Below are 21,333 nucleotides of genomic sequence, written 5' to 3'. Positions count from 1 at the left end.
AAAGGAACATATTCAACTCGCCGGCGGAATATGAATTTGAAAGATGAATTTTTGGGGAGAGGATCGGTCAAATGAGGGATGGGGTAAAGATGGAAATGAATAGAATCGCGAATCAGTTTGTCTTGGACCAGGCAGAGAACGGAGCTTGGCAGTATCCTTTCGAGACTGGGATCGCTTCAGACTGCAGCATGATTATTCTATTACGGACATTGGAGATAAACGATGAAGAGGAGCTCATTAAAGAATTGGTGGAGCGCATCGCCGGAAAGCAGGAGGAAGATGGATCCTGGAAGCTATTCCATGATCAGGAGAAAGGCAACGTAACTTCTACAGTGGAAGCGTATTATGCTCTTCTTTATTCCGGTTACCGGGATCCAAAAGACGAGAAAATCCAAGCTGCCAGAAGGTTTATCCTGGCCAACGGCGGTGCTTCAGAAGTCCATCTGTTTTTGAAAATCCTATTGGCCCTGACCGGACAATGCGCATGGCCGCACTTCCCCATCAATATTGAAGTGATGCTTTTGCCAGACTCCTTTCCAATCAATCTTTTTGATTTATCCGTGTACGGAAGAGCCAACTTGATCCCTTTTTTACTTCTTGCCAATTTGAATTTTCGCAGAAGGACGCCAAGGTCACCCGATCTCTCCGATTTGTTTCAACAAAGGGACGTTCGCTTTTTCACAGAGGATCAAGAAGAAGACGTTCGCTCAGTGATCCAATTCATTAAACAGGGAGTTAAGTCTCTGAAATACCATGGAAACCTGCGCGAATTGACATTATACCGCGCTGAAAAATATATGCTGGACCGAATCGAACCGGACGGCACCTATCTTAATTATTTCAGCTCAACGATTTTAATGATTTTTGCCTTATTGGCGAGGGGGTATTCGAATACCCATCCAGTGATTACCCGCGCCGTGAAAGGGTTAAAAGCAATGACATGCCGAATTGACGGCAAACTTCACTGCCAGTACACGACAGCTACTGTCTGGAATACGACTTTAATTGCGTACGCGCTGCAAGAAGCCGGGGTCCCCTATTCATCGGGCACGATTCAAAAAGCAAATCAATACATTCTCTCCCGGCAGCATCTCAAATACGGAGATTGGGCCATTCATGAACCGAACCTGCTGCCGGGCGGCTGGGGTTTTGCCGATATGAACACCATCCACCCCGATATTGACGATACCACCGCTGCACTGAGAGCCATCCGAACGCTGGCCATAGAGCAAGTGGTTTACCGGCAGGCATGGGATCGAGGAGTAAACTGGCTCCTTTCCATGCAAAACAGAGACGGCGGCTGGCCGGCGTTCGAAAAGAACGTGGATAAAAAACTGTTGAGCTTGATGCCTATTGAGGGAGGAAAAGATTTATTAATCGATCCATCGACGGTCGATTTAACAGGAAGGACTTTAGAATTCTTCGGGAACTATACCCATTTGGATCAACAACATCCCAAGATGAAGCGCGGGGTTCGCTGGCTGCTGAAACAGCAAAAGGCAGATGGATCCTGGGTGGGGCGCTGGGGAGTGTATATTTACGGCACATGGGCAGCTGTGACGGGGCTCCTTGCCGTCGGGGTTTCTAAGGAGCATCCAGCTATCCAAAAAGCTCTAACCTGGCTGCTGAAAAATCAAAACTCCGACGGCGGATGGGGAGAATCCTGTAAAAGTGATCTAGAGAATTCCTACGTGCCTCTCGGTGAAAGCAGCCGCACTCATACCGCTTGGGCCCTCGACACCCTCATCACAGCGGCAACGAGTGTCACACCCGAAATCGAAACCGGTGCGGCTTTTCTAGTAGAGCATAAAGAAAAGGAATGGACGACGACCTACACAAAAGGAAGGGGAATGGCCGGCTCCTTTTATATTCACTACCATTGTTATGAATATGTCTTTCCACTGCTTGCCCTTGCCCATTATCAAAAACTGGCTGGCGGGCAGCTCCTGAAGGATTTGGCACAAGAAAATATGTAGGCCTGCGGGATATTGGTATACTCTTACCTCTTGTCCCATACAATGGAGCAACCAGTTGAGAGAAATTCAGCTGAAAGGGGCAAATGAAAAGATGCTAGAAATTCTACAACCATTTCTCGATCTCAAAACAGTCATCTGGATGCTTCCCATCATTTTTATTTTCCATGACCTAGAAGAAATCATCACCATTGAATCTTCCATGGCTGCAAGCAACCATCCGAAAACCAAGTTCGTCCAACAAGCATTAAATGCAAGGAAGAAACTAGGCTCAACCGCTGCCCAGCTTGCTGTTTCAGCAGCATGGATCTTGCTGTTCATTTCCTTCATTGCATGGACGACCGCCCATTTTTCATCAAATGGAGGCAGCTTTCTTTTATTTACATCCATCCTAAATCTATTTGTGCTGCAGGCATTCGTGCATATTGTTCAAACCATCATGTTTAAGAGCTACACGCCTGGCATCCTAACCTCACTCGTCCTCCTTATCCCTTACTGCTTCATTGCCTACAATTATTTAATAGAAAAGGGATTGATAAACTGGCTGTTGATGTTCGCCAGTCTCCCGATTAGTCTGATCTTTATTCTGGTTTTTTTGGTAGGCAACCTATTGGGGCGGTATTTTATTCGATAAATAAGCGACACTTTATATAAGGCCACTTGAAAAGATTAATGCCTGACCCCCAATGTACTAAAGTGATAACACGTTGAGGGCAGGCACTGTATTAATAACCTTTTTTAGTTATGGTACGGTTCTGCTTAACTCATTCACTGGTAAAACTTCACCAAAAAAATTGAAGGAGTTGGAGGAGGAGTGTTTTCCTCCTCGAACCAAAAAGTTATTGATTTGATAGTTTTTCTATCATTCTCTAACTCTATCTTCCTAATTATCGTCTTAAGTAATAATTTTCTAGTTTTCTTATCTGCGATCTGAAACAATCCATCAAAATCTTTCAAAGCCTCTGATATTAATTCTTCATTAATATTCAAGGAAGCAGAATGGTTTCTTCACCTTATTCATCCGAAAGAAAGTGTAAACAAAAGAATTTAGGCCATTAGAGACTATTGAATTAAACACTAAGGGGAATTAAATCCTAACAAATCTATAGTTCAAAAAAAGTTAACCTATACCTTTTTTTCGTATTTATTTTTTTATAAATTCCAATGTTATTATAAAGTTTGAAGTGTAGTTTGTACTTGTTCTTCTAATGGAGAATAAATATTCACCTTAAATTTATTTAGCAATTGCAGTGTTGGTTTACTTATAGGTGTAAGACACGCAATACAGAGAAACTCTTTTGGTCGACTAAATGCTACATACCCCAATCTACACTTATCTTGTTGATCGTTTAGTCGTTTCTCTTTATCATTCTCTAGCCACATTAAAAGTTCTTTTTCATTTTTAGCGACAACTAATGCAGCATCAGCCTGTAAACCTTTTGATTTATGGATTGTTAGAAAAGAATCCCTGTACTCAGTTAATTCTATAGATAAATGCTCCTTATCAGGAGTGATTCTGTTTGAGAGTTCGTCTACTAATCTCTTAGTTCTCTCTTTAATTTTAAAACTAACCTTCTCTCCTGTTTCTACCCTTTTACGACTAAAAGTAGTTTCTATAAAGTTAGAAAAATCGTCTAAATCAATGTTTAAATTATAATTAATTTCATAAAACACTAATAGACATTTCTTCCTCAGTTCAATTTCTTCCATTTCTAGTATTTGATGTAACTTATCTTTTTTTATATTATAAAATGACGATAAATAATCATAAATACACGTAAACAATGGCAAATTCTCTTTAGACTTGTTGTCAAAATTACTTTTTCTATAATTGTTATAAACTTTATTTTCATGTGCTAAAAAAAATCTTGTTTTAGGAATAAATTCACAATATGCTTTGTTAATACATAAACTATTAAAATCAGAAATAATCGATTTCAATTTGGTAGATTGAATAAACATTACAGGGTTTTTAGAAGTAATTTTCTTATTTGCCCATTCTTGTTGGATACTAGAGTGAAATTGATTAATGAAGTTCACTATCGTTTCACTAGATCTATAATTGCTCATCAATTTACTAATAGTGTATGTTTTTTTCTTTTGTAATGTATCAATCGGGTGCAAAGGAACACTTTTTTCACCTGAAGGACTTTTCCCTTTTCTTGGCTTATTTTTAAAGTTCATAATGCGTTGTTCGGGGTCCCCAACTAGTATGACTTCAGAATTCTTCCCTTTTCTAAGGGTGTCAAAAATCTCAAACTGTGTTTTTGTAGAATCCTGAAATTCGTCTACAAATAGATATCTAATTCGGTTACAAAAGCGCTTTTTTACATTTTCGTTATCTAAAATTTTCTTTGAAAGAGTAATTATATAATCATATGTCAAAACACCTTTCTCCGAAAGTCGATTAACTATAATGTTTTTTTCCACAAACGGATTCGAGGAAGACTTACCAACATTAATTTCATAATCTGTGATAATTAGTTCATTTGGTACCAAACCTAAAACTTTTCCATAAGGCTTTATTAGAAATTTAATAAGAAAACTATGTATTGTTCCAACAAAGATATTCTGGTGTACTGAGATATTTTTTTGTAGCCTTTCTAAAATCTCATTGGTCGCAGAATTAGTATACGTTATCACTGCCAAGAACTTATCCGGCGGTAATTCCCTTGATTTTTCAATTATTTGCTTTATTAACTCGGTGGTCTTTCCTGATCCAGCAGCAGCAATTATCAATGTGCTATTTAGTTTTTTCTTCATTTTCTTCCCCCATAATAAACTTGAAGATAGCAACTATATAATCAGGAATAGTAATGCCTTCATTATCTTTTAGTAGTTCTTCATGTAAAGCGAAGGCAAAATCGGATTTATCATTTTCTATATTTTCAAAGTAACTACCTACATCTATTTGCTCCGTCCACTTTTTCTCAACTTCTTTATACTTTATTGGATGAAGTTGCTTAAATACCCTTAACAACAACTCTTTACCCTTGTCCTTATTGTTAAACTTAATTAATTCTTTTTCAAATGTGTCTTCGTTAATTTCAACAGCAATAACATTGTTATTAACCTTATAATGCTCTTTCAATTTTTCTGCTCTTTTTTCCGTTTTCTTACCCTCGTCCTTATCTGTTAATACACCGCATTTAATGAAGTATCCATTCTTTATTATTTCTAAAAAATGCTTAAAGGCTACTCCATTAACATTAATAATGTTAGCCCCAATACTTTCTAATGTTTGCTTGTATTGTATTTCAAAAAATAGTGGAACTAAAATTTGTTCAGAGATTCCCTCAACAAGTAAAAGTCTCCTTGCATAAAACATAGATGAATTTGTTGCATCGAGATATTTTTTTAAATATTTTATATGATCTTGTCCTTCCTTCTTATCGGAAAAACCATCTAGAATATAGTGATAATTTATCTTTCCTTTATCCTTGTAAAGGATAACTAGGTTATTTAAATCAATTGAGGTAGTAATATTGGTTGAATGTGAAGTAACGATGATTTGTGTATCTTTCTTAACAACCTTTTCATTCCCAGAATTATTAACCTTGCTTAAGTTCTTTGCTAGATGAGTTTGCAAATGTGGATGCAAATGTGCTTCAGGCTCCTCTATTCCTATAACTCTGAAGGCTAATTTCGTTTTATCATCAGTCTGTGAGGCTAAATGTGAGAGTACAAGTGATATAAACAATAGATTATTTTTACCTAAACCATTTCTTTCAATTGAAACTGGATTTTCCCCATAAACAATACTTAATTTCTTTAATATTTCATTAACCTCTGGAGAAGAAAAATTAAAGTCAATACTATTTAACTCTGACGGATTAGATAAAGACACTTTATCTAAATACGTAGTCAGTTCTTTTTTAATAGACTCTAACTTTTTGTTTTCACTTAATTTTTGGTTTAGTTCACCAAGTATCGTTTGTATTTCAATGAAATCATTTTCATAATTCTTATTTAAAATACGATACAATAATTTATATTCTCCATTTGCAACCAATTCCTTTTTTGCATCACGGAGAGCATCTAAAACCTCTAGTTTTAACATTTTTAGAAAGTATGGATCACATTTATTTGTAGGATTATTTCCCCCATAAATTACATATTCATATTGGTCAATTGGAAACTCCACATGTTTATATAAATCTTCCCTTTTCACCTTACCAGCGCTTTCAAGTTCCTTTAAATTAGAAACCTGCCTTTCAATCCATTCTTGCCGTTTAAATCCACCCCTTGGCTTAGACCAATAAGTTAACTTTGCCTTAGTAAGGGTGGTTTCAAAAAACCAATCTCCTACAACAGCAAGTTGATCTTCGTCTAAATCTTCTAAAATCAACTCTACCCTTACATCAGGAAACTTTATTTTTGATTCATCGATAATTTCATCCTCTATCAGTTTCACAATAGACTTTTTAAAATTTTCCTTGGTAATTGAATTTATATCATCAATGTCCAAAAACCTCTTCTTAAACATAGTAATATCTTGGCTCAATACCAAACCAATACAATCAATTAAATTGGACTTTCCGATATTATTCTCTCCGATAATAGCAGTAAAAGGTTTCAGTGGAATAGAAAATTTAGTTTCACCAAAATTCCTATAGTTTTTAACACTCAATTTTGATATATACACAACTAGACTCCTTAGTATCTTTATAAAATATATAAATAGGAATTCTACAATAACTGACAAAAAACCTCCATTTTTTTCAAATTGGCTTAATAAGATCACCTTTTATTGAATAATCTTAATGAAAAAAAATAAAGCAATGCCTCAAATCTATTAGAGGCATTGCTTTATTTTCTATATTCATATGCAAAGTTGATATACGGCTCTATTTGACTAAATTTGTCTACCCACTCAAGACGTATATATGCTTCATGAGGGTATTTAGTATATTCATAATCCTTTCTAGGATATTTAATACCCAGTTCATTGTCTATTTTATTTTGGATCTCTAACCCTAAATTCCATTCTTTTTCACCAATATGTAAAATTAAACATCTTTGTCTTGCAGTTGTTAAAGTAGCAAACTTTGATTTTCCTACCCTTTTATAACCTATTCCATTACTTGTTCCAGCGTCCAAGACATTAAAATCATTATTATTCCAAATATATGAATCAATTGTTCTAGCAAGTTCTCTGGCTTTCAACTTCTCAAATCTTAAAAAGAAATATTCTTTAGACTTTTGTTTGTCACCTATGCAATTAATTAAGCAAAATTCCTCAAATTGCCTTAATAAAAAACATGTAATAAGATCTTTCTTTTCTTCAAAATATTGGTACTGTTCATTGAGAAAGTTACGAACTTCTTTCCATGTTAAGATAATAGGTTTATCTTTTACTATTTGCCCATTTACAAAATTAATTCTATGTCTGTTTAATTGCTCATGTTCCAAATAAGAGTTAAAGCCAATTTTATTTTCAATCAAGAGTGATACTTCGTTTGAAATAATAGCGCCATCAGGTATTCCATATTGCTTAGATGCACCGGTTTTTATTTCCTTACTTTCAGCAATCCCTATAATTGCAGCAATAGGTGTAATTTTAGGAAGAGGTGAATTTACTTGATAACGGTATTCAAACCCTTTTTCCGTAGAGTTTATTCCTAGTATTTTTACAAAGGCTGTAGTCAACTCAGGGGAAGAATGCTGCAACACATTTAAAAAGGCTTTTGTTACATTATTTTCAACCTGAAGAATTTGAGTTTCTTCCGTACTACTTTTGGTTTGTCCCCTATAATAATGAAAGATGTTTTGATAAATTGACATTATTATAATTTCCTTTCCTAAATTCCTTAACTTCCTATTATTTCTGTAAACCAGTATTCACCATAGGACTTCCATAAAAATGAATAATTTTTATTTAGAGTAAAGTCAATTTCGTTTCCACCTATTGGAGTACAAAAATTGGTTCCAGAACTCACTTGTGCTCCATTAGAGATATCATATGCCCAACATTTTGCTGACTTATTTAATGGATTCACGGATGTTTGATAATTTGTCATCACTAAACTTATACCTAGGTCTGCATGATTATGATTACAATATTGTTCAAGTAAAAATAAATCACAATATACATCTTTCATAAATATATCATGTGCCCCTCTAGGGTTACCTGAGGAAGCCAATTTTTTGTAACACTTGAGTTCTATTGCAATTGTATAAGTTTCAGAAACACAATTAGTTCCTTTTAGTAGTATGTCTATTTCTCTAGTTTTTCCGTTTATAAAACAAGTAGACTCAAGTTCGATTTCAACTTTTTCCCTATTATCAAAAATAATAAGAGGAATGAACTGTTGGAGAATATAAGCGTATTTCAACTGCATGGATGCTTCCTTGTTTATCTGTATTAAACCACTACCAACTTTTTGGGAAAATATCTCCCATGAATAACTTACAATTCCTTTTAAACGTTCAAAAAAATCATTACTAAGTATCATTTATATCCACCTTTGAATTTTCAATCATAATGATATTATGGCATTTCCATAATATAGTAGGCAACAGGCTTATTAGTGATTAAGCTTTGTTTCTTACAAACGAAATATTAGCAGTTAAAGTGAGTACTCAAAAAAACAGAAAATTTATATGAAATCACTTACCTTAAAATGGTATATTTGAGAAAGATAAATACTTACAATCTTGTTAATTTGAGGAGGATACCCATGATGGATGAAAATGATATTTACGAATCTATTGAAGCCATTAAAGAAGAGTTAGATAAATTAAATCAAACACAGGTAAAAATTGCCCTCTTTGGTCAACCGGGCTCAGGTAAGTCCTCTTTAATCAATGCTCTCATTGGTGAAGAGGTAGCAAATGTGTCTCAAGAAACAGATACAACAATTACTGAAGATCCTTATAAATGGGAAGATTTAATCCTTACCGATTTACCGGGTTATGGTACAAAGAATTTCCCTGCAGAATCTTTTTTTGAAAAGTTTAATGTACTTAGTTACGATATCTTTATTTGTGTCTTTTCGGGGAAGTTCAGACAAGAAGATACAGAGTTTTTTAGAAGACTTCAACAGGAGGGTAAGAAATGTCTATTTGTGCGTAATTCCGTAGACAGCATGTTTGAAAAAGGGAAAACTACCGAACAATTAAAGGAGGACGTTTTAAACGATGTAAAAAAACAGGTAGGAACAGAAGTCAAAGTATATTTTACAAGTTGTCGAACTGAAGAGGGATTAGATGACCTTACCAAAGCCATATATGATAATCTAAACACAGTTAAGAAAATAAAATTTTCATTGGATGCAAAAGCGTATTCAGAAGATTTTTTGGAAACCAAGAAAAAGGCATGTTATAAATATATTTATTTAGGTTCAACTCTTGCTGCTGCTAACGGGGTAAATCCCATTCCGTTAGTTGATATATCAGTGGATCTCTCCATTCTGACAGGTGTATTTGACCGTATAAGAAAGTCTTTTGGATTAAGTCAACAAATCATTGAAGAGAATAAACCTTTATATAACGAAAGACTACTGACTATCGCAAATAAAATCTTAAAGTATACTACTAAAACTGCAATAACTAAACTACTCGAAAAAATTGCTAAGGATCAACTTGAGAAACAAGCAATTAAAACAACTTTAAAACAGATTGGTAAGAGAATACCTCTAATTGGTCAAGGTGTTTCAGCAACGACCTCTTTTGTTGTAACTTTTGCAGCAAGTAAGAGTTATTGCAATGATTGTGCAGAGATTGCTACTGCAATTCTAAAAGACAAACTTTACACCGGTACAAATTAATATAATCGCTAAATCTTTCAGATATGAAGAATCCCCCTTGCATTCTATAACTGGGAAGGATTCTTCTTATTTTTTTAGACAAAGGTCACACCGAGTTAGGATAGTGAGATTTTCAAAAAAGACTGTTTATTGTAGACCTAATAAAATTTCATGACCAATAATTAATTCCACTTTCTGTTTTACCACTAATTGTTACGGTTCACTATTAGTAAATCGGTAATTTGTGTTTTGTCTTTGAATTAAATCTTTAAATTACCCATAATCACTAATTTTATGGTCTGTTTCGAACCTTAGAATATAAAAAATATTTCCTTCTCGAAAACCAAAACATCTCAATTTTTGACTTGCACGGAACTTTAATATTTGCTTATCACTGTACTCTGAATTCCTAAACCAATCCTCATTAGGACTAGGTTGATACTGCTTATATTTAAGCCCCTCATGATTAGGTATATCATCCCAACTTAACTGGTCAAATAACTTCACTGCAGATATGAAAATCCTTTTTTCATGTTTCTGTAAAGAATTAAATCCGTATTCTTCTTCTAGTAGATCCAAAGATATTTTTGAATCTTTAAACCAGTATAGACAGTAAGAATATGAATCTATTAATTCTTTTTCATATAAAAAATCTAGTAAATCACGTGGATTATATATATTTATCAATGTTATTTCGTCTAGATTTTTTTTTATTATAATATCAGGATCTTTAAATTTATTATGTTGAAAAGATAATACTATTCTATCTCTTTCACACGCCTCTGCTAATGAATAACCATTTGTTTTTTCTGTATAATCGCAATAGTAATTATTATTACTACTATGCCGTTGATCATCATTCCAGTATGGGGGATCATTTATCAATGTACTTAAAAGTCTTTTAAACTTTCTTATCTCTGGTCTTGTTCTTATATTATTATCTAATAAAATTTCATGTAAAGTAAATTCCGTAGTTATCGGTGAGGAGTATAGTTCATAATGTTTCAACAGTTTTAATGAAGACTTTTTCATTATAGTTTCGATCTTTATAATATCAATTAATGAATCCAAGAAATCATCTACACTGTTAAAATGACCTTCTAGTGAAAACTCATTTATAATTAACTCCATATTATTACAATCCTAATAACTCATCTAAATCATCATCAAATTGATCGAATAAACCTGCCTCATGATTTTCCACATTACCATTATTATCAAATTTTATTAGTTTTGGATTAGAACATAAAGTTTTATCGTCTATTGCAAAAAAGTACGTATTTAGAGATTCAGTAGATATCACTTTTTTATTAATTGCCTTTCTCATCCCATTAAATATATGATCACTATGAGTCTCAATGATAAACTTGACTCCTTTGTCTGCAATAAAAGTTAAGAACTCGGTTAGTTTAGATTGTGCTCTTGGATGCAAATGTATTTCTGGATTCTCTATGATGTTTAAATCTCCTACTTTTGATGCTAATCCACTAATTAAAATTGATATTATATAACTTAAACCTGAACCAATATTTTTAGGTCTTACAAAGCGGTTGTTTACATATGAAAACTGTGCTCTTACAAGGTCCGTACCATGAATATCTTCAGTTGATAATTCACTATTCATAATATACTTTAACCAATAATTTAATTGATGTTCTAATGTAGAACCAATATTTTTATCTTTAATTAATAATATTTCAATAGGGGACGTTTTATTACTCTCATAATAATCTATTGCATACTCACCGAAAATCCCTATTTCATTGAAATTATCATAATTATTCGAATACAAATCTTGTGAACCTATTCTCTTTGATGATAGGTATCGTATTCTTTTATTTTTTTGGTGAAAAAACTCAACCAATTCTTCACTGCGATTATCTATAGTTAAAGATAGTTGATCATTTTCCTCTTCAAAATAAAGTTCTAAAGAGTTATTTAATTCACTATATAAGGTAATTGAAAAGTTTTTTGCATTTTTAACAAAATTCCTTACTTCTGAGAATTCACCTAACGATATTAGATTTCCATTTAGAGGATTTTTTCCTTCGCTAGATATATTTTGTATAGATAAAAGAATAGACTGTATGAATGTTGATTTACCTGCTGAGTTCATCCCTGCCAATAGGTTAAAATTACGGAGTTCTATTGTACTTTCATCAAAACACTTTAAGTTTTTTACTTTAATTTTTGATAGCATGTTGTATCTCCTCTTTAAGTGATTCAAAAAGTTTAAATACCTCGGGAATCACAATACCTCTTCCTCTATCAAGAGTTAATAACCGATTTAATTCTTGTTTTTGTAATAATCGATCGCACATTCTTCTAATTAATACTCTATGGCTTTGACATACCTCACTTTCAAAGTGAGTAAATAAGTATCCGAACGATTCAAATAAAATCATATTAATTGGTTTTTTTCTATCCCCATCAGAAAGACGTCTAAATGATTCTTCTCCAAAAATTATGTAATTGTTTTCCATCGTTTTGTAAAATATACTTTCTAATTGCTCAATACTACTATCATTTAATGAATTTAAAAATTCCATTGCCAATCCTAAAAATTCATCTATGTCTTTTTTATATTCTATTTGTACGCCATTAGCATCGAGTAACTGTCCTTTTTTCCATAGGTAAAAAGATATTGTTCTTAGAATTAAATACTTATCCTTCATTCTTGTAGAATTAATTGAATTACATGTTACTTTCTTAAATATCTTTGATTTAGAAATTCTATCTAATAACTTTGTTGACCTTCCTTGATATAAGGCATTTCTCATTTCTTGATTATTTAAAGGAGTGCCACCCCTGTTCACTCGGTCAAATATATCAAATTTAATTCTATCTGGAGTTGGAGGTTTAATAACCTGTGCTATTAATTGGAAGTCCTCTAAATTAGCCTGTAACATTTCATCTAAATCCTCAAAGAATTGGCCATTAAGATAAGGTAGAATTCTTAACTTTGTTAATTTAAAATCATTATTTAAGAAAGAAAAAAAAGTAGTAAGCCTTTGTCTTCCATCAACTACTACTAACTGACCATCTTTTGTTTCGTTCAAATAAAAAATTGGTAATGGAATTCCCATTAAGACTGATTCAATTAGTTCTGATTTTTGCCTATTGTCCCATACTTCTTCTCTTTGGAAATCAGGATCTAAAATAATTTGTTCACGATCATACTTTCTTTTTAGTTGAAAGATTGGATATTGTTCTCTTTCAACTTTGATATTTGCTTCAGGGTATATTTGTGTTAATTCGCTAAAATCATACTTATTGGGGCTTAATAAGTTTTTGTTGTCTTCATTTTCTAAATCTTCAAGTTCTAAAAAAAGTTCGTTAGCCAAATATTTCACCACCCTTTTCTTAACAATTATTTACTTAATAATAGCAAAAAGTCTGTACTTTGTAACTTAATATCAAATAGCAAAACAAACAAGACAGATTGCCCTGTCTTGTACTATATAAAGCATTCTATACTAAAAAAATTCACTTCATACTCAAAGAAACTTTAATAAGTTAAATATTTAACTTATCTAACCATTCTTTATCAAGTCTAATTTCAACTTTTTGCTTTACCACTATTTGTGGTACGGTTCCCCCCGATTAATCCGAAAAGCCCGATACACTTGCTCAACCAGGATCAGCCTCATCAGCTGGTGCGGGAAGGTCATCTTTGAAAAAGACAGGGTTTCGTTCGCCCTTTTCATGACGTCATCGGATAGTCCGAGCGAGCCGCCGATGACGAAGGCGACTTTGCTTTTGCCGTAGGTGGCGAGCTTGTCCAGTGTGTCGGCCAGTTCTTCGGAGGAGCGCATTTTGCCTTCGATGGCGAGCGCGATGACATGTGCATCCAGATTGATTTTTGCCAGGATCCGCTCTCCTTCCTTCTGCTTCACCTGTTCCATTTCGACAGCGCTTAATTCTTCCGGTGCTTTTTCATCTGGAACTTCGATGACGTCCATTTTTGCATAGGCAGACAAACGTTTGACGTATTCAGCAATTCCTTGCTTCAAATATTTTTCTTTCAACTTGCCGACGGTAACGATCGAGATATTCACAGCTCATCCTCACTTTACAAACAATTTACAAACAAGATATCCACATAATTTATCCACATATCCACATTGTTAATCCACATATGGTGGCCGAATATTAGTTCGCCACAAGATATGCAGCTTTATTTTCACAATATTCACACCCTGTGGATAACTTTTCTTCCTCGGAAAGCTCCTTCATCACTGGGGCTGTTTCATACTCATCCACGATGGTGTCCAAGGCAATTTCCACGTGTTCTTTGCAGCAATAAATCATTCTGAATCCCATCCTTATCTTATTTTTCAGCTAGTCATTTTTATACAAGACTTTGGTTGCATCAGTGCTATTTACGCCCTGTTATAGTCTTTATCATTCACTTATACAAATGATTAATTATCCACAGATTATATTAACACTAAAAGAAAATGCAGGAAAGGGACTTATCCCCTCCTGCATTTAGTTATCCACATTATAGCTGCGATTCACCCGTAAGCTTAATCGTCGTTTCTTCTTTCTTTCCGCCGCGATAATACGTAACCTTCATTTGATCGCCTATTTTCTTGTGGTCATACAAGTACTTTCTGAGCTCTAGGATGTTCTTGACCGGTTTTCCATCAAGTTCTGTGATGACATCGAGTTCTTTCAATCCTGCTTGGTCGGCAGGTGTATTCGGATAGACTTTCACAACGACGACTCCGTCTTTCACATCTTTTGGCAGCTTCAATGTTTCTTGCTGATGGTAGGCAGGTATTTCGCTGACATCGCGAAGTCCGACGCCCATGGCAGGTCGTTTTAGCTTGCCATATTTCTCAAGGTCGCTAATGATCGGCTTTGCATAGTTGATCGGAATGGAAAGACCGATTCCTTCAACCGCCGTTTGGGCGATTTTCATGGAGTTGATCCCGACGACTTGTCCATCAATGTTCACCAGTGCACCGCCTGAGTTTCCTGGGTTGATGGCAGCATCCGTTTGCAGGACCTGTGCCTGCCAATCAGGCTGTCCATCTTTATTGACATCGACCGGGATCGTTCTTTCCAAACCTGAAATGATTCCTTGGGTTACGGAACTGGCAAATTGCTCGCCCAGCGGGTTCCCGATCGCCATGACTGGTTCGCCTGGCTTCAATGCGTCTGAATTTCCGAATTCTGCTACTTGTTTCACTTTGCTTCCATCGATTTCAACGACGGCTAAATCCGTGAATGGATCGGCGCCGCGAAGCTTGGCCTTTTCCTTCGAACCATCGGTAAGGGTGACTTCCAATTGATCCGCACCTTCCACGACATGGTTGTTGGTTACGATATAGGCTTTGCCGCCCTCTTTCTTATAGATGACACCGGATCCTGTTGAAGCCGGCTGGTCTTCCTGCGACCAGAAGTCCGTCGTTTGAAGATTCGTGATCCCTACCACGGCAGGACTTGCTTTTTTCACGGCTTTCGTCACATCCGTCGTCACGTTCAGTGATACGTTTTCTTGTTTCCCATGAAATGCTTTATCTGTCTGGCTGAGTTGTTCGTCTGGTTGGATATTATATGGGAGTACGCCGACATCTGCCAGTTTCGGCAATGCCACCAATATGAGGATCGCTCCGAGAATGACACCGACGAGGCTTGCTAGAAAGATCCCGCCTTTATTCCCTTTTTGCTTTTCTTTATAGCGATTTTCACTATCTTGATCATAGTATCCCACTCGTTCACCAATCCTTTCTGTATTTCCTAATAAGTATTATTTTGTCTCTTTGTTATACATTATAGTCAGCAACTATTAAAATTTTATTAAAATCAATTAAGAAACGGCTCTTAATCTACTAAAAAAGGAATGAAAATACAAAAAACGCCGCAGCAGAATTTTGCTTTCATTCCTTATTTTCCATATAAAATTTAAATTTAAACCTATTTTTCCGTTTCACTCTTTTCGTAAAGTTTGTTGCTATTCATTAATGCTTGTGTAAGGCTGATTTCCGCTGCGGGGTCTCCCCTGGCCCGCTGATCCCTCCGGAGTCTCGCACCTTCCGCTCCAATCAACAACATATGATGAGTTATTTGAAAGAAAAACTGTTAAAAACAACAATCTTTGAGAAAAGAGCCTTCCCTTTTAGATCGCGACTAAAGGAGTAGGTATTTTCGGGTCTGTATCATAGAGCTCAAATTGTTCTCCGACGACCATTCCTTTATTTTTAAGCGTCTGCGTCACACTCATCCTTGCCAGATCCTTCATGTTGTTGTCCATGCTGAGATGAGCGAGGTAAAACCTTTTCGTACGGTCACCGGCTACTTCACTCATGGCTATGGCAGCATCCTCGTTGGAAACATGCCCGACATCGCTTAAAATGCGGCGTTTGATATTCCAAGGGTATCTTCCCATCCTGAGCATCTGAACATCGTGATTGCTTTCGAATACATATGCATCCGCGTTTGAAATGGTCCCTCTCATCCGATCGCTCACATATCCCGTATCTGTTATGAGCACTAGCTTTTTCTCGCCTTGATGGAAAACATAAAACATTGGCTCTGCCGCGTCATGGGAAACACCGAATGATTCAATGTCCAAAGACCCGAATGTCTTGACTGTTTCCATATCGAAGAGGAATTTTTGGTCCGTTGCCACTTCACCGATGAGTGGATTCATTGCGTTCCACGTTTTTTCATTTGCATAGATCGGAAGCTTGTACTTCCTTGCCAAAACACCGATTCCTTTAATATGGTCGCTATGTTCATGCGTCACAAGGATTCCGCTCAAATTTTCCACTTTACGATCGATTTGTTGAAAAAGCAATTCCATCTGCTTCCCGCTTAAACCCGCGTCCACTAAAAATGAGTGGCTCTCTGTTTCAACAAAAATCGCATTTCCTGTACTACCGCTCGCCAGTACACTAAAATGCATAGACATGTTATTCTTCACTCCAATTTCTTTTCTGTCGTGATGACAGAGCCTTCAAATGCATTGACAAACATGTTTTCCTTCTTATCCCCGTTTTCGACAATGAGGTGCCAAGTAGGCGTCAGCACCTGTGATTCAGCGTTCTGCACCAATGTATAATACCCCAGTTCAGGCTTCTTGATATTGCTGTCGGGCTTGATCATCCCTTTGTTGAACAAGGTGATGATCGCCTGGAAGCCAGTGATGATCTGCTCTTTATTATACTCATCGATGGAATCGAGCATCGTTTGCTCGTATCCAATCACTTCATTGTCGTCATCCAAATAAAGGGTCAACTGCCCGTTTACATTTTCAAAGATTTGATTATCCTTATACTGCTGGGAGTAGGTAATCTGTTTCAAATCCTTATCATACCGCCAAAAATGATACTTCGCACCATTTAATATATTACTTTTCACAAACGTATCCAATACGTCGGGCTCGAATTGAGCCCCTAATTTAAATGGCTTATCGAGTGTAGCCCTTAGTTTTGTTTTACCCTCGATTTTTACATCTTGATTCTCGAGCTTGGATACTTCTTCTTCAGTAAAATTCTTCGTTTTGGCGTAAAGCAGGTATTGTTTATTTTTCTCCTTGTCATCCTGGATCGGCTCATAATGAATGCCGGCAGCTTTTAACTGTTCTTCAATGGAAGCATCTCTTTTTAAAGGTGCCTTGCTGGCGGTGTTCTTCTTGATTAATTGAGATAATAGGAATACATCAAGGACTAAAAAGACAATGATGAAAATTGTTTTCGTTTTATTCCAATCCACCTTTTGATCCTCCTACTTCATCCAGTGATAACCGAATCCAATTCCCGCTGTCAAGGTAATACCACGACGGATTCAGAATTACTTGCTTCGGGGACTGAGGATCGATTGACAGCTTATAGCCAATCATAAAGCCTTGGAGCAATTCTGGTTTAATATCCGGATTGGATTGTAAATATTGCAGCACCTGAGTTCCATTCGGCAGCTCCACATCATGCTCCTCAAATGGCAATGGGACATCCAAAGAGAAATATGGGCGGATGTATTTATTGATTTCATCTTTTCCCCAATATTGAACGATTTCTGACATTCCATCCTCATTGAAAACCGGAATGCCATTTTTAATTAAAATATAAGACACTTTGCTTTGTTCGGGATTCATACTGAAGTACTCATACGTATCCGTCCAGCCTGCATGTTCATTGACAAAGTCAATGCTTTTGCGAATCAGCTCATTGGGGTTGTCAGAAATGTTTGTTTCAATTCCCGGATTGACGTAGTTTAATTCATTGAGAGTTTTATACACACGCATTAAACTAAAGCCTTCTGTATATTCATCCGTATTATTCAATTGCGTTTTCTTAACTGCACTCGGATCACTGAAAAGGGCATTTTTAAATTTAGAGATGTCCGAATCGCTGACGCTCATATAGTAACGATATTTAGGAATCTTCACATGACCCTTTGGTAAATAAATATAATCTTGGTCATTTATTTGTTCAGACAAATATTCATAATATTTTTTCGATGCACTATCGACAAACTCTGTTTTAAATGCTTGCAGATAATTGGAACGGATGGTGCATTCGTAAACTTTGTAACTATTCCCGCTTCCGCTGAGAAAGTATACAACAGGATTTTTAGAAGCATTGCTGTAATTGATGATAATTTTATTGAAATCGACAGCCGGGATTTTCGCTTCTTCGAAATTCAAGATGCTTTTATATAATGAAACCGGCACTTCATCAGGGTAATCAATTTCCGCCCTTCCATTTGAGTGCTGAATGCTCTCGAATTCCTGCCGTGAAATCGTAGAAGTGATATTGCGAAAATCATAGAACGTCCATTTCTTCATTTCATTGATAACCGCATCCATCTCTTTGTTGTTGAATGTCCCATAATGGGTATTATCTTGATGAAATAGGATCCTGATCGGTTTAACCAGGCTTTCCACCCCTACTTTATCGCTGATATTCGTCTTCCCGACAATGTCATTTGGCTTCAGCTCCACATCAGGCTGGTATGTCCAAAGATTCCACGTCACGATGATGCTCGTCAACACCAATCCTGTCAACAATATCGATTTTATTGTTTCATACCTCATGACCAATCATCCTCTTGAGAAGGGTCGTAAGGCAAGGTGAAGTAAATGGTTGTGCCCTTTCCTTCAATACTCGTTGCCCAAATGCGACCACAATGTGCTTCAATCATTTCTTTGGCTATGGCCAATCCAAGACCAGTGCCGCCCATTTGGCGGGAACGGGCTTTATCGACGCGGTAAAAGCGATCAAATACTTTTTCAAGGTTATCCTTCGGGATCCCCATTCCTTGATCAGAAATGCTGACTTCAATGAATTCATTCTTCTCCTTGACAGAGAAAGTGATTTCGCCGCCTTGTGGGGAGTATTTCAATGCATTTGAAATGATATTATCAAGGACCTGCGTCAGCTTGTCCGTATCAATTTCCACATAGATTTCCTTTTTAGGGAACGTCCGTGAAAACGTGATATTCTGACTGATCGTCATTTCAAAACGGTCAATGATTCGTTGGAAAAATTCAACGAAATTGACCCAATCCTTGTTCAATCGATAATCCTTGCTGTCCAATCGTGATAATTGGAGGAGGTCGTTGACAAGACGAATCATTCTTTCCGTTTCATTTTGCGTCACATGCAGGAACTGTGGAGCAATTTCATCATCCTGCCATGCTCCCTCTGCCAGTGCCTCCAAATAGCTTCTCATGGTGGTCAAAGGCGTCCTCAATTCATGCGATACATTTGCCACGAACTCCCGCCGCTCCATATCGATTTTTTCCTGCTCGGTAATATCATGCAGGACGGTGATCAACCCATTGACGAAACCTGTTTCCTTTTGGATAACAGAAAAATTCGCCCGTAAAATATAATGTTTATCATAAGTGCTGAAATCCAAGATAACCGAATTCTGTTCAACCAATAAATCATCAAACGTATAGTCCTCTTCCAGGCCGAGCAGCGAAATGATCGGCTGGGAGAGGACTGTTTCACGTGAAACATTCAATAATTTCGCAGCGGGGTCATTGATAAGAATGACCCTTCCTTTTCGATCCGTGGCGATGACGCCGTCCGTCATATAAGACAGAACAGAGGACAGTTTCCTTCGCTCCCCTTCAGTCGTTGCCTGTGCTTCCTGAAGCTTTTTAGTCAAATTATTAAAGGTCAGTGCCAGCTGTCCAATTTCATCATATCCGTACACTTTAACCTTCCTTGAAAAATTCCCTTTTGCCATTGCCAATGCCTGTTTCCGCATGTCGGAAATCGGCCTCGTAATCGTCTGAGCGAGAAGGACCCCGAGGACGGCGGTGATGGCCAAAGCGATCGCGGTCCCGGTGGTAAAAATGCTGTTGATCTCATTCATTTGTGTATAGACCGTATCCATCTTGGCAATTAAGTAGATGGCGCCGATGACCTCATTATTATTCTTTATGGGTGACGTGAGGATCCATATTCGATGTCCATTTTCTACATACGGATGAGATTCTTGCGATCCGATGGCAAGCACACGTTTGACAGAACCTTCCGTCGTTCTCTGTCCGACAATTCCTTGGTTATTCGGATCAGATGTCCCGATGATTTCCTTTTTGCTGTCAATGACCCGCACTTCAGAAATATCAGAAGCAACAAAATCCTGCAGAACTTTTCGGATTGCTTCCTTCTGCGTAGGATCCTCATCTTCACGCTGCTTGATAATCTCTTCTTTTGTCAGGAATTTCAACAGATCCGTCCGTTCATAAAGGGACTTTGTAAAGTTGCTCTTTAGATTAGCCTCGAGTCGATTCACAAAATATACACCGATGATCTGCATCGCTATTAGAATCAGAAGCATATAGATCAAGACGAACTTTAAATGGATGGAACGAAAAAAACCTACTTTTCTCATTGATTACTCCTGTTCTGGATTGCGCAGGTAATAACCTACTCCTCGGCGTGTCACAATCCAAGTTGGATGACTTGGATTATCTTCAATTTTTTCTCTGAGCCTTCTGACCGTTACATCGACTGTCCGAACATCGCCATAATAATCATATCCCCACACGGTCTGAAGGAGGTGTTCCCTGGTCATGACTTGTCCGATATGTTTCGCCAAATAATGAAGGAGCTCGAATTCACGATGGGTCAACTCAATCGTCTCCCCGCGTTTCGAAACGACATAAGCATCTGGATGAATCGTAAGAGATCCGATGGCAATTTCATTGTTTTCATCCTCTTCATCCACCTGGTTCGCAATGTGTTGATGCCTTCTGAGGTTTGCCTTTACACGTGCAATCAATTCGCGTGTACTGAATGGCTTCGTTACATAGTCATCCGCACCGAGCTCCAACCCCAATACTTTATCGATCTCAGAATCTTTGGCTGTCAGCATAATAATCGGCATTTCATATTTTTTGCGGACTTCACGGCAAACTTCCATCCCATCGCGGTTCGGAAGCATGATATCGAGCAAGATTAAATCAGGCTTAAATTCCTCTGCCATCTTCACCGCTTCATCGCCATCATAGGCACAGTAAACTTCATAGCCTTCCTTTTTTAAATTGAACTGCAGAATATCTGCAATCGGCTTTTCATCATCAACAACTAATATTTTTTTATCCATCATATTAGATCTCCTTTATTATTCAGTCATCTATCGAA

The 21,333-nt window shown here is 36.7% G+C and carries 18 protein-coding genes; 3 read left to right on the top strand and 15 right to left on the bottom strand.

The window, feature by feature from the left end:
* Nucleotides 1–89: 89 nt before the first annotated feature.
* Both shc and D9X91_RS15315 read left to right on the top strand, forming a co-directional pair.
* Nucleotides 90–1,976 (top strand): squalene--hopene cyclase, encoded by a 1,887-nt coding sequence (gene shc, locus D9X91_RS15320; protein ID WP_233569815.1) that lies wholly within the window; start codon nucleotides 90–92, stop codon nucleotides 1,974–1,976.
* A gap of 55 nt (nucleotides 1,977–2,031) precedes the next feature.
* Entirely contained in the window at nucleotides 2,032–2,607 is a 576-nt protein-coding gene (locus D9X91_RS15315; RefSeq protein ID WP_121681520.1) for an HXXEE domain-containing protein, read from the top strand.
* A gap of 536 nt (nucleotides 2,608–3,143) precedes the next feature.
* Here the strand turns inward: D9X91_RS15315 and D9X91_RS15305 are convergent.
* The 4 genes from D9X91_RS15305 to D9X91_RS15290 all read right to left on the bottom strand — a co-directional run bounded on the left by D9X91_RS15305 (nucleotide 3,144) and on the right by D9X91_RS15290 (nucleotide 8,428).
* Nucleotides 3,144–4,736 (bottom strand): UvrD-helicase domain-containing protein, encoded by a 1,593-nt coding sequence (locus D9X91_RS15305; protein ID WP_121681518.1) that lies wholly within the window; start codon nucleotides 4,734–4,736, stop codon nucleotides 3,144–3,146.
* Entirely contained in the window at nucleotides 4,717–6,618 is a 1,902-nt protein-coding gene (locus D9X91_RS15300; RefSeq protein WP_121681617.1) for an ATP-dependent nuclease, read from the bottom strand. Before D9X91_RS15300 ends, D9X91_RS15305 begins: the two co-directional genes overlap by 20 nt.
* 164 nt (nucleotides 6,619–6,782) lie before the next feature.
* Complete coding sequence (locus D9X91_RS15295) at nucleotides 6,783–7,757, bottom strand: hypothetical protein (RefSeq protein WP_121681517.1); 975 nt, start codon at nucleotides 7,755–7,757, stop codon at nucleotides 6,783–6,785.
* 26 nt (nucleotides 7,758–7,783) lie between these two features.
* Entirely contained in the window at nucleotides 7,784–8,428 is a 645-nt protein-coding gene (locus tag D9X91_RS15290) for a hypothetical protein (RefSeq protein WP_121681516.1), read from the bottom strand.
* Between the two features lie 228 nt (nucleotides 8,429–8,656).
* Between D9X91_RS15290 and D9X91_RS15285 the strand changes: the two genes are divergently transcribed.
* On the top strand, nucleotides 8,657–9,742 hold the full coding sequence (locus D9X91_RS15285) for a GTPase (protein ID WP_158598341.1): 1,086 nt from the start codon (nucleotides 8,657–8,659) through the stop codon (nucleotides 9,740–9,742).
* Nucleotides 9,743–9,994: 252 nt separating this feature from the next.
* Here D9X91_RS15285 and D9X91_RS15280 read toward each other — a convergent pair whose 3' ends face one another.
* From D9X91_RS15280 to yycF, 11 genes are all read right to left on the bottom strand, one after another.
* Nucleotides 9,995–10,852: a hypothetical protein gene (locus D9X91_RS15280; RefSeq protein ID WP_121681514.1), complete on the bottom strand. Its 858-nt coding sequence runs from the start codon at nucleotides 10,850–10,852 to the stop codon at nucleotides 9,995–9,997.
* Between the two features lie 4 nt (nucleotides 10,853–10,856).
* Nucleotides 10,857–11,921, bottom strand: coding sequence for a DUF3696 domain-containing protein (locus D9X91_RS15275; protein ID WP_121681513.1), 1,065 nt, complete (start codon nucleotides 11,919–11,921; stop codon nucleotides 10,857–10,859).
* Nucleotides 11,905–13,065 (bottom strand): DUF262 domain-containing protein, encoded by a 1,161-nt coding sequence (locus D9X91_RS15270; RefSeq protein ID WP_158598340.1) that lies wholly within the window; start codon nucleotides 13,063–13,065, stop codon nucleotides 11,905–11,907. Before D9X91_RS15270 ends, D9X91_RS15275 begins: the two co-directional genes overlap by 17 nt.
* Nucleotides 13,066–13,299: 234 nt before the next feature.
* Nucleotides 13,300–13,779, bottom strand: coding sequence for a 23S rRNA (pseudouridine(1915)-N(3))-methyltransferase RlmH (gene rlmH / locus D9X91_RS15265; RefSeq protein ID WP_121681511.1), 480 nt, complete (start codon nucleotides 13,777–13,779; stop codon nucleotides 13,300–13,302).
* 94 nt (nucleotides 13,780–13,873) lie between these two features.
* Nucleotides 13,874–14,032, bottom strand: a complete 159-nt coding sequence (locus D9X91_RS15260; protein WP_121681510.1) for a CxxH/CxxC protein — start codon at nucleotides 14,030–14,032, stop codon at nucleotides 13,874–13,876.
* A 193-nt stretch (nucleotides 14,033–14,225) separates the two neighbouring features.
* Nucleotides 14,226–15,443: a S1C family serine protease gene (locus tag D9X91_RS15255; RefSeq protein ID WP_121681509.1), complete on the bottom strand. Its 1,218-nt coding sequence runs from the start codon at nucleotides 15,441–15,443 to the stop codon at nucleotides 14,226–14,228.
* Nucleotides 15,444–15,848: 405 nt separating this feature from the next.
* Entirely contained in the window at nucleotides 15,849–16,643 is a 795-nt protein-coding gene (locus D9X91_RS15250; protein WP_121681508.1) for an MBL fold metallo-hydrolase, read from the bottom strand.
* Nucleotides 16,644–16,651: 8 nt separating this feature from the next.
* Nucleotides 16,652–17,446 carry a two-component system regulatory protein YycI gene (locus D9X91_RS15245; RefSeq protein WP_121681507.1) on the bottom strand — a complete coding sequence of 265 codons (795 nt, stop codon included), beginning with the start codon at nucleotides 17,444–17,446 and terminating at the stop codon, nucleotides 16,652–16,654.
* On the bottom strand, nucleotides 17,433–18,767 hold the full coding sequence (locus D9X91_RS15240) for a YycH family regulatory protein (protein WP_121681506.1): 1,335 nt from the start codon (nucleotides 18,765–18,767) through the stop codon (nucleotides 17,433–17,435). Before D9X91_RS15240 ends, D9X91_RS15245 begins: the two co-directional genes overlap by 14 nt.
* The gene (gene walK, locus D9X91_RS15235; protein ID WP_121681505.1) at nucleotides 18,764–20,581 is read right to left on the bottom strand and encodes a cell wall metabolism sensor histidine kinase WalK; all 1,818 of its coding nucleotides are present in this window, start codon (nucleotides 20,579–20,581) and stop codon (nucleotides 18,764–18,766) included. Before walK ends, D9X91_RS15240 begins: the two co-directional genes overlap by 4 nt.
* Nucleotides 20,582–20,584: 3 nt before the next feature.
* Nucleotides 20,585–21,298, bottom strand: a complete 714-nt coding sequence (yycF, locus tag D9X91_RS15230; RefSeq protein ID WP_199738122.1) for a response regulator YycF — start codon at nucleotides 21,296–21,298, stop codon at nucleotides 20,585–20,587.
* Nucleotides 21,299–21,333 lie beyond the last annotated feature (35 nt).

The organism is Falsibacillus albus (assembly GCF_003668575.1).
In the GTDB taxonomy this organism is placed as follows: Bacteria; Bacillota; Bacilli; order Bacillales; family DSM-25281; genus Falsibacillus; species Falsibacillus albus.
The sequence above is the reverse complement of the archived record's forward strand: the minus strand, read 5'-3'. Positions and strand labels throughout refer to the sequence as shown.

What these genes read in the sequence shown, in the direction of transcription:
- shc (WP_233569815.1), top strand. Translation starts at nt 90, where the DNA reads ATGGAAATGAATAGAATCGCGAATCAGTTTGTCTTGGACCAGGCAGAG.
- D9X91_RS15305 (WP_121681518.1), bottom strand. Translation starts at nt 4,736, where the DNA reads ATGAAGAAAAAACTAAATAGCACATTGATAATTGCTGCTGCTGGATCA.
- D9X91_RS15295 (WP_121681517.1), bottom strand. Translation starts at nt 7,757, where the DNA reads ATGTCAATTTATCAAAACATCTTTCATTATTATAGGGGACAAACCAAA.
- D9X91_RS15290 (WP_121681516.1), bottom strand. Translation starts at nt 8,428, where the DNA reads ATGATACTTAGTAATGATTTTTTTGAACGTTTAAAAGGAATTGTAAGT.
- D9X91_RS15285 (WP_158598341.1), top strand. Translation starts at nt 8,657, where the DNA reads ATGGATGAAAATGATATTTACGAATCTATTGAAGCCATTAAAGAAGAG.
- D9X91_RS15280 (WP_121681514.1), bottom strand. Translation starts at nt 10,852, where the DNA reads ATGGAGTTAATTATAAATGAGTTTTCACTAGAAGGTCATTTTAACAGT.
- D9X91_RS15275 (WP_121681513.1), bottom strand. Translation starts at nt 11,921, where the DNA reads ATGCTATCAAAAATTAAAGTAAAAAACTTAAAGTGTTTTGATGAAAGT.
- D9X91_RS15260 (WP_121681510.1), bottom strand. Translation starts at nt 14,032, where the DNA reads ATGATTTATTGCTGCAAAGAACACGTGGAAATTGCCTTGGACACCATC.
- D9X91_RS15250 (WP_121681508.1), bottom strand. Translation starts at nt 16,643, where the DNA reads ATGTCTATGCATTTTAGTGTACTGGCGAGCGGTAGTACAGGAAATGCG.
- D9X91_RS15240 (WP_121681506.1), bottom strand. Translation starts at nt 18,767, where the DNA reads ATGAGGTATGAAACAATAAAATCGATATTGTTGACAGGATTGGTGTTG.
- walK (WP_121681505.1), bottom strand. Translation starts at nt 20,581, where the DNA reads ATGAGAAAAGTAGGTTTTTTTCGTTCCATCCATTTAAAGTTCGTCTTG.
- yycF (WP_199738122.1), bottom strand. Translation starts at nt 21,298, where the DNA reads ATGATGGATAAAAAAATATTAGTTGTTGATGATGAAAAGCCGATTGCA.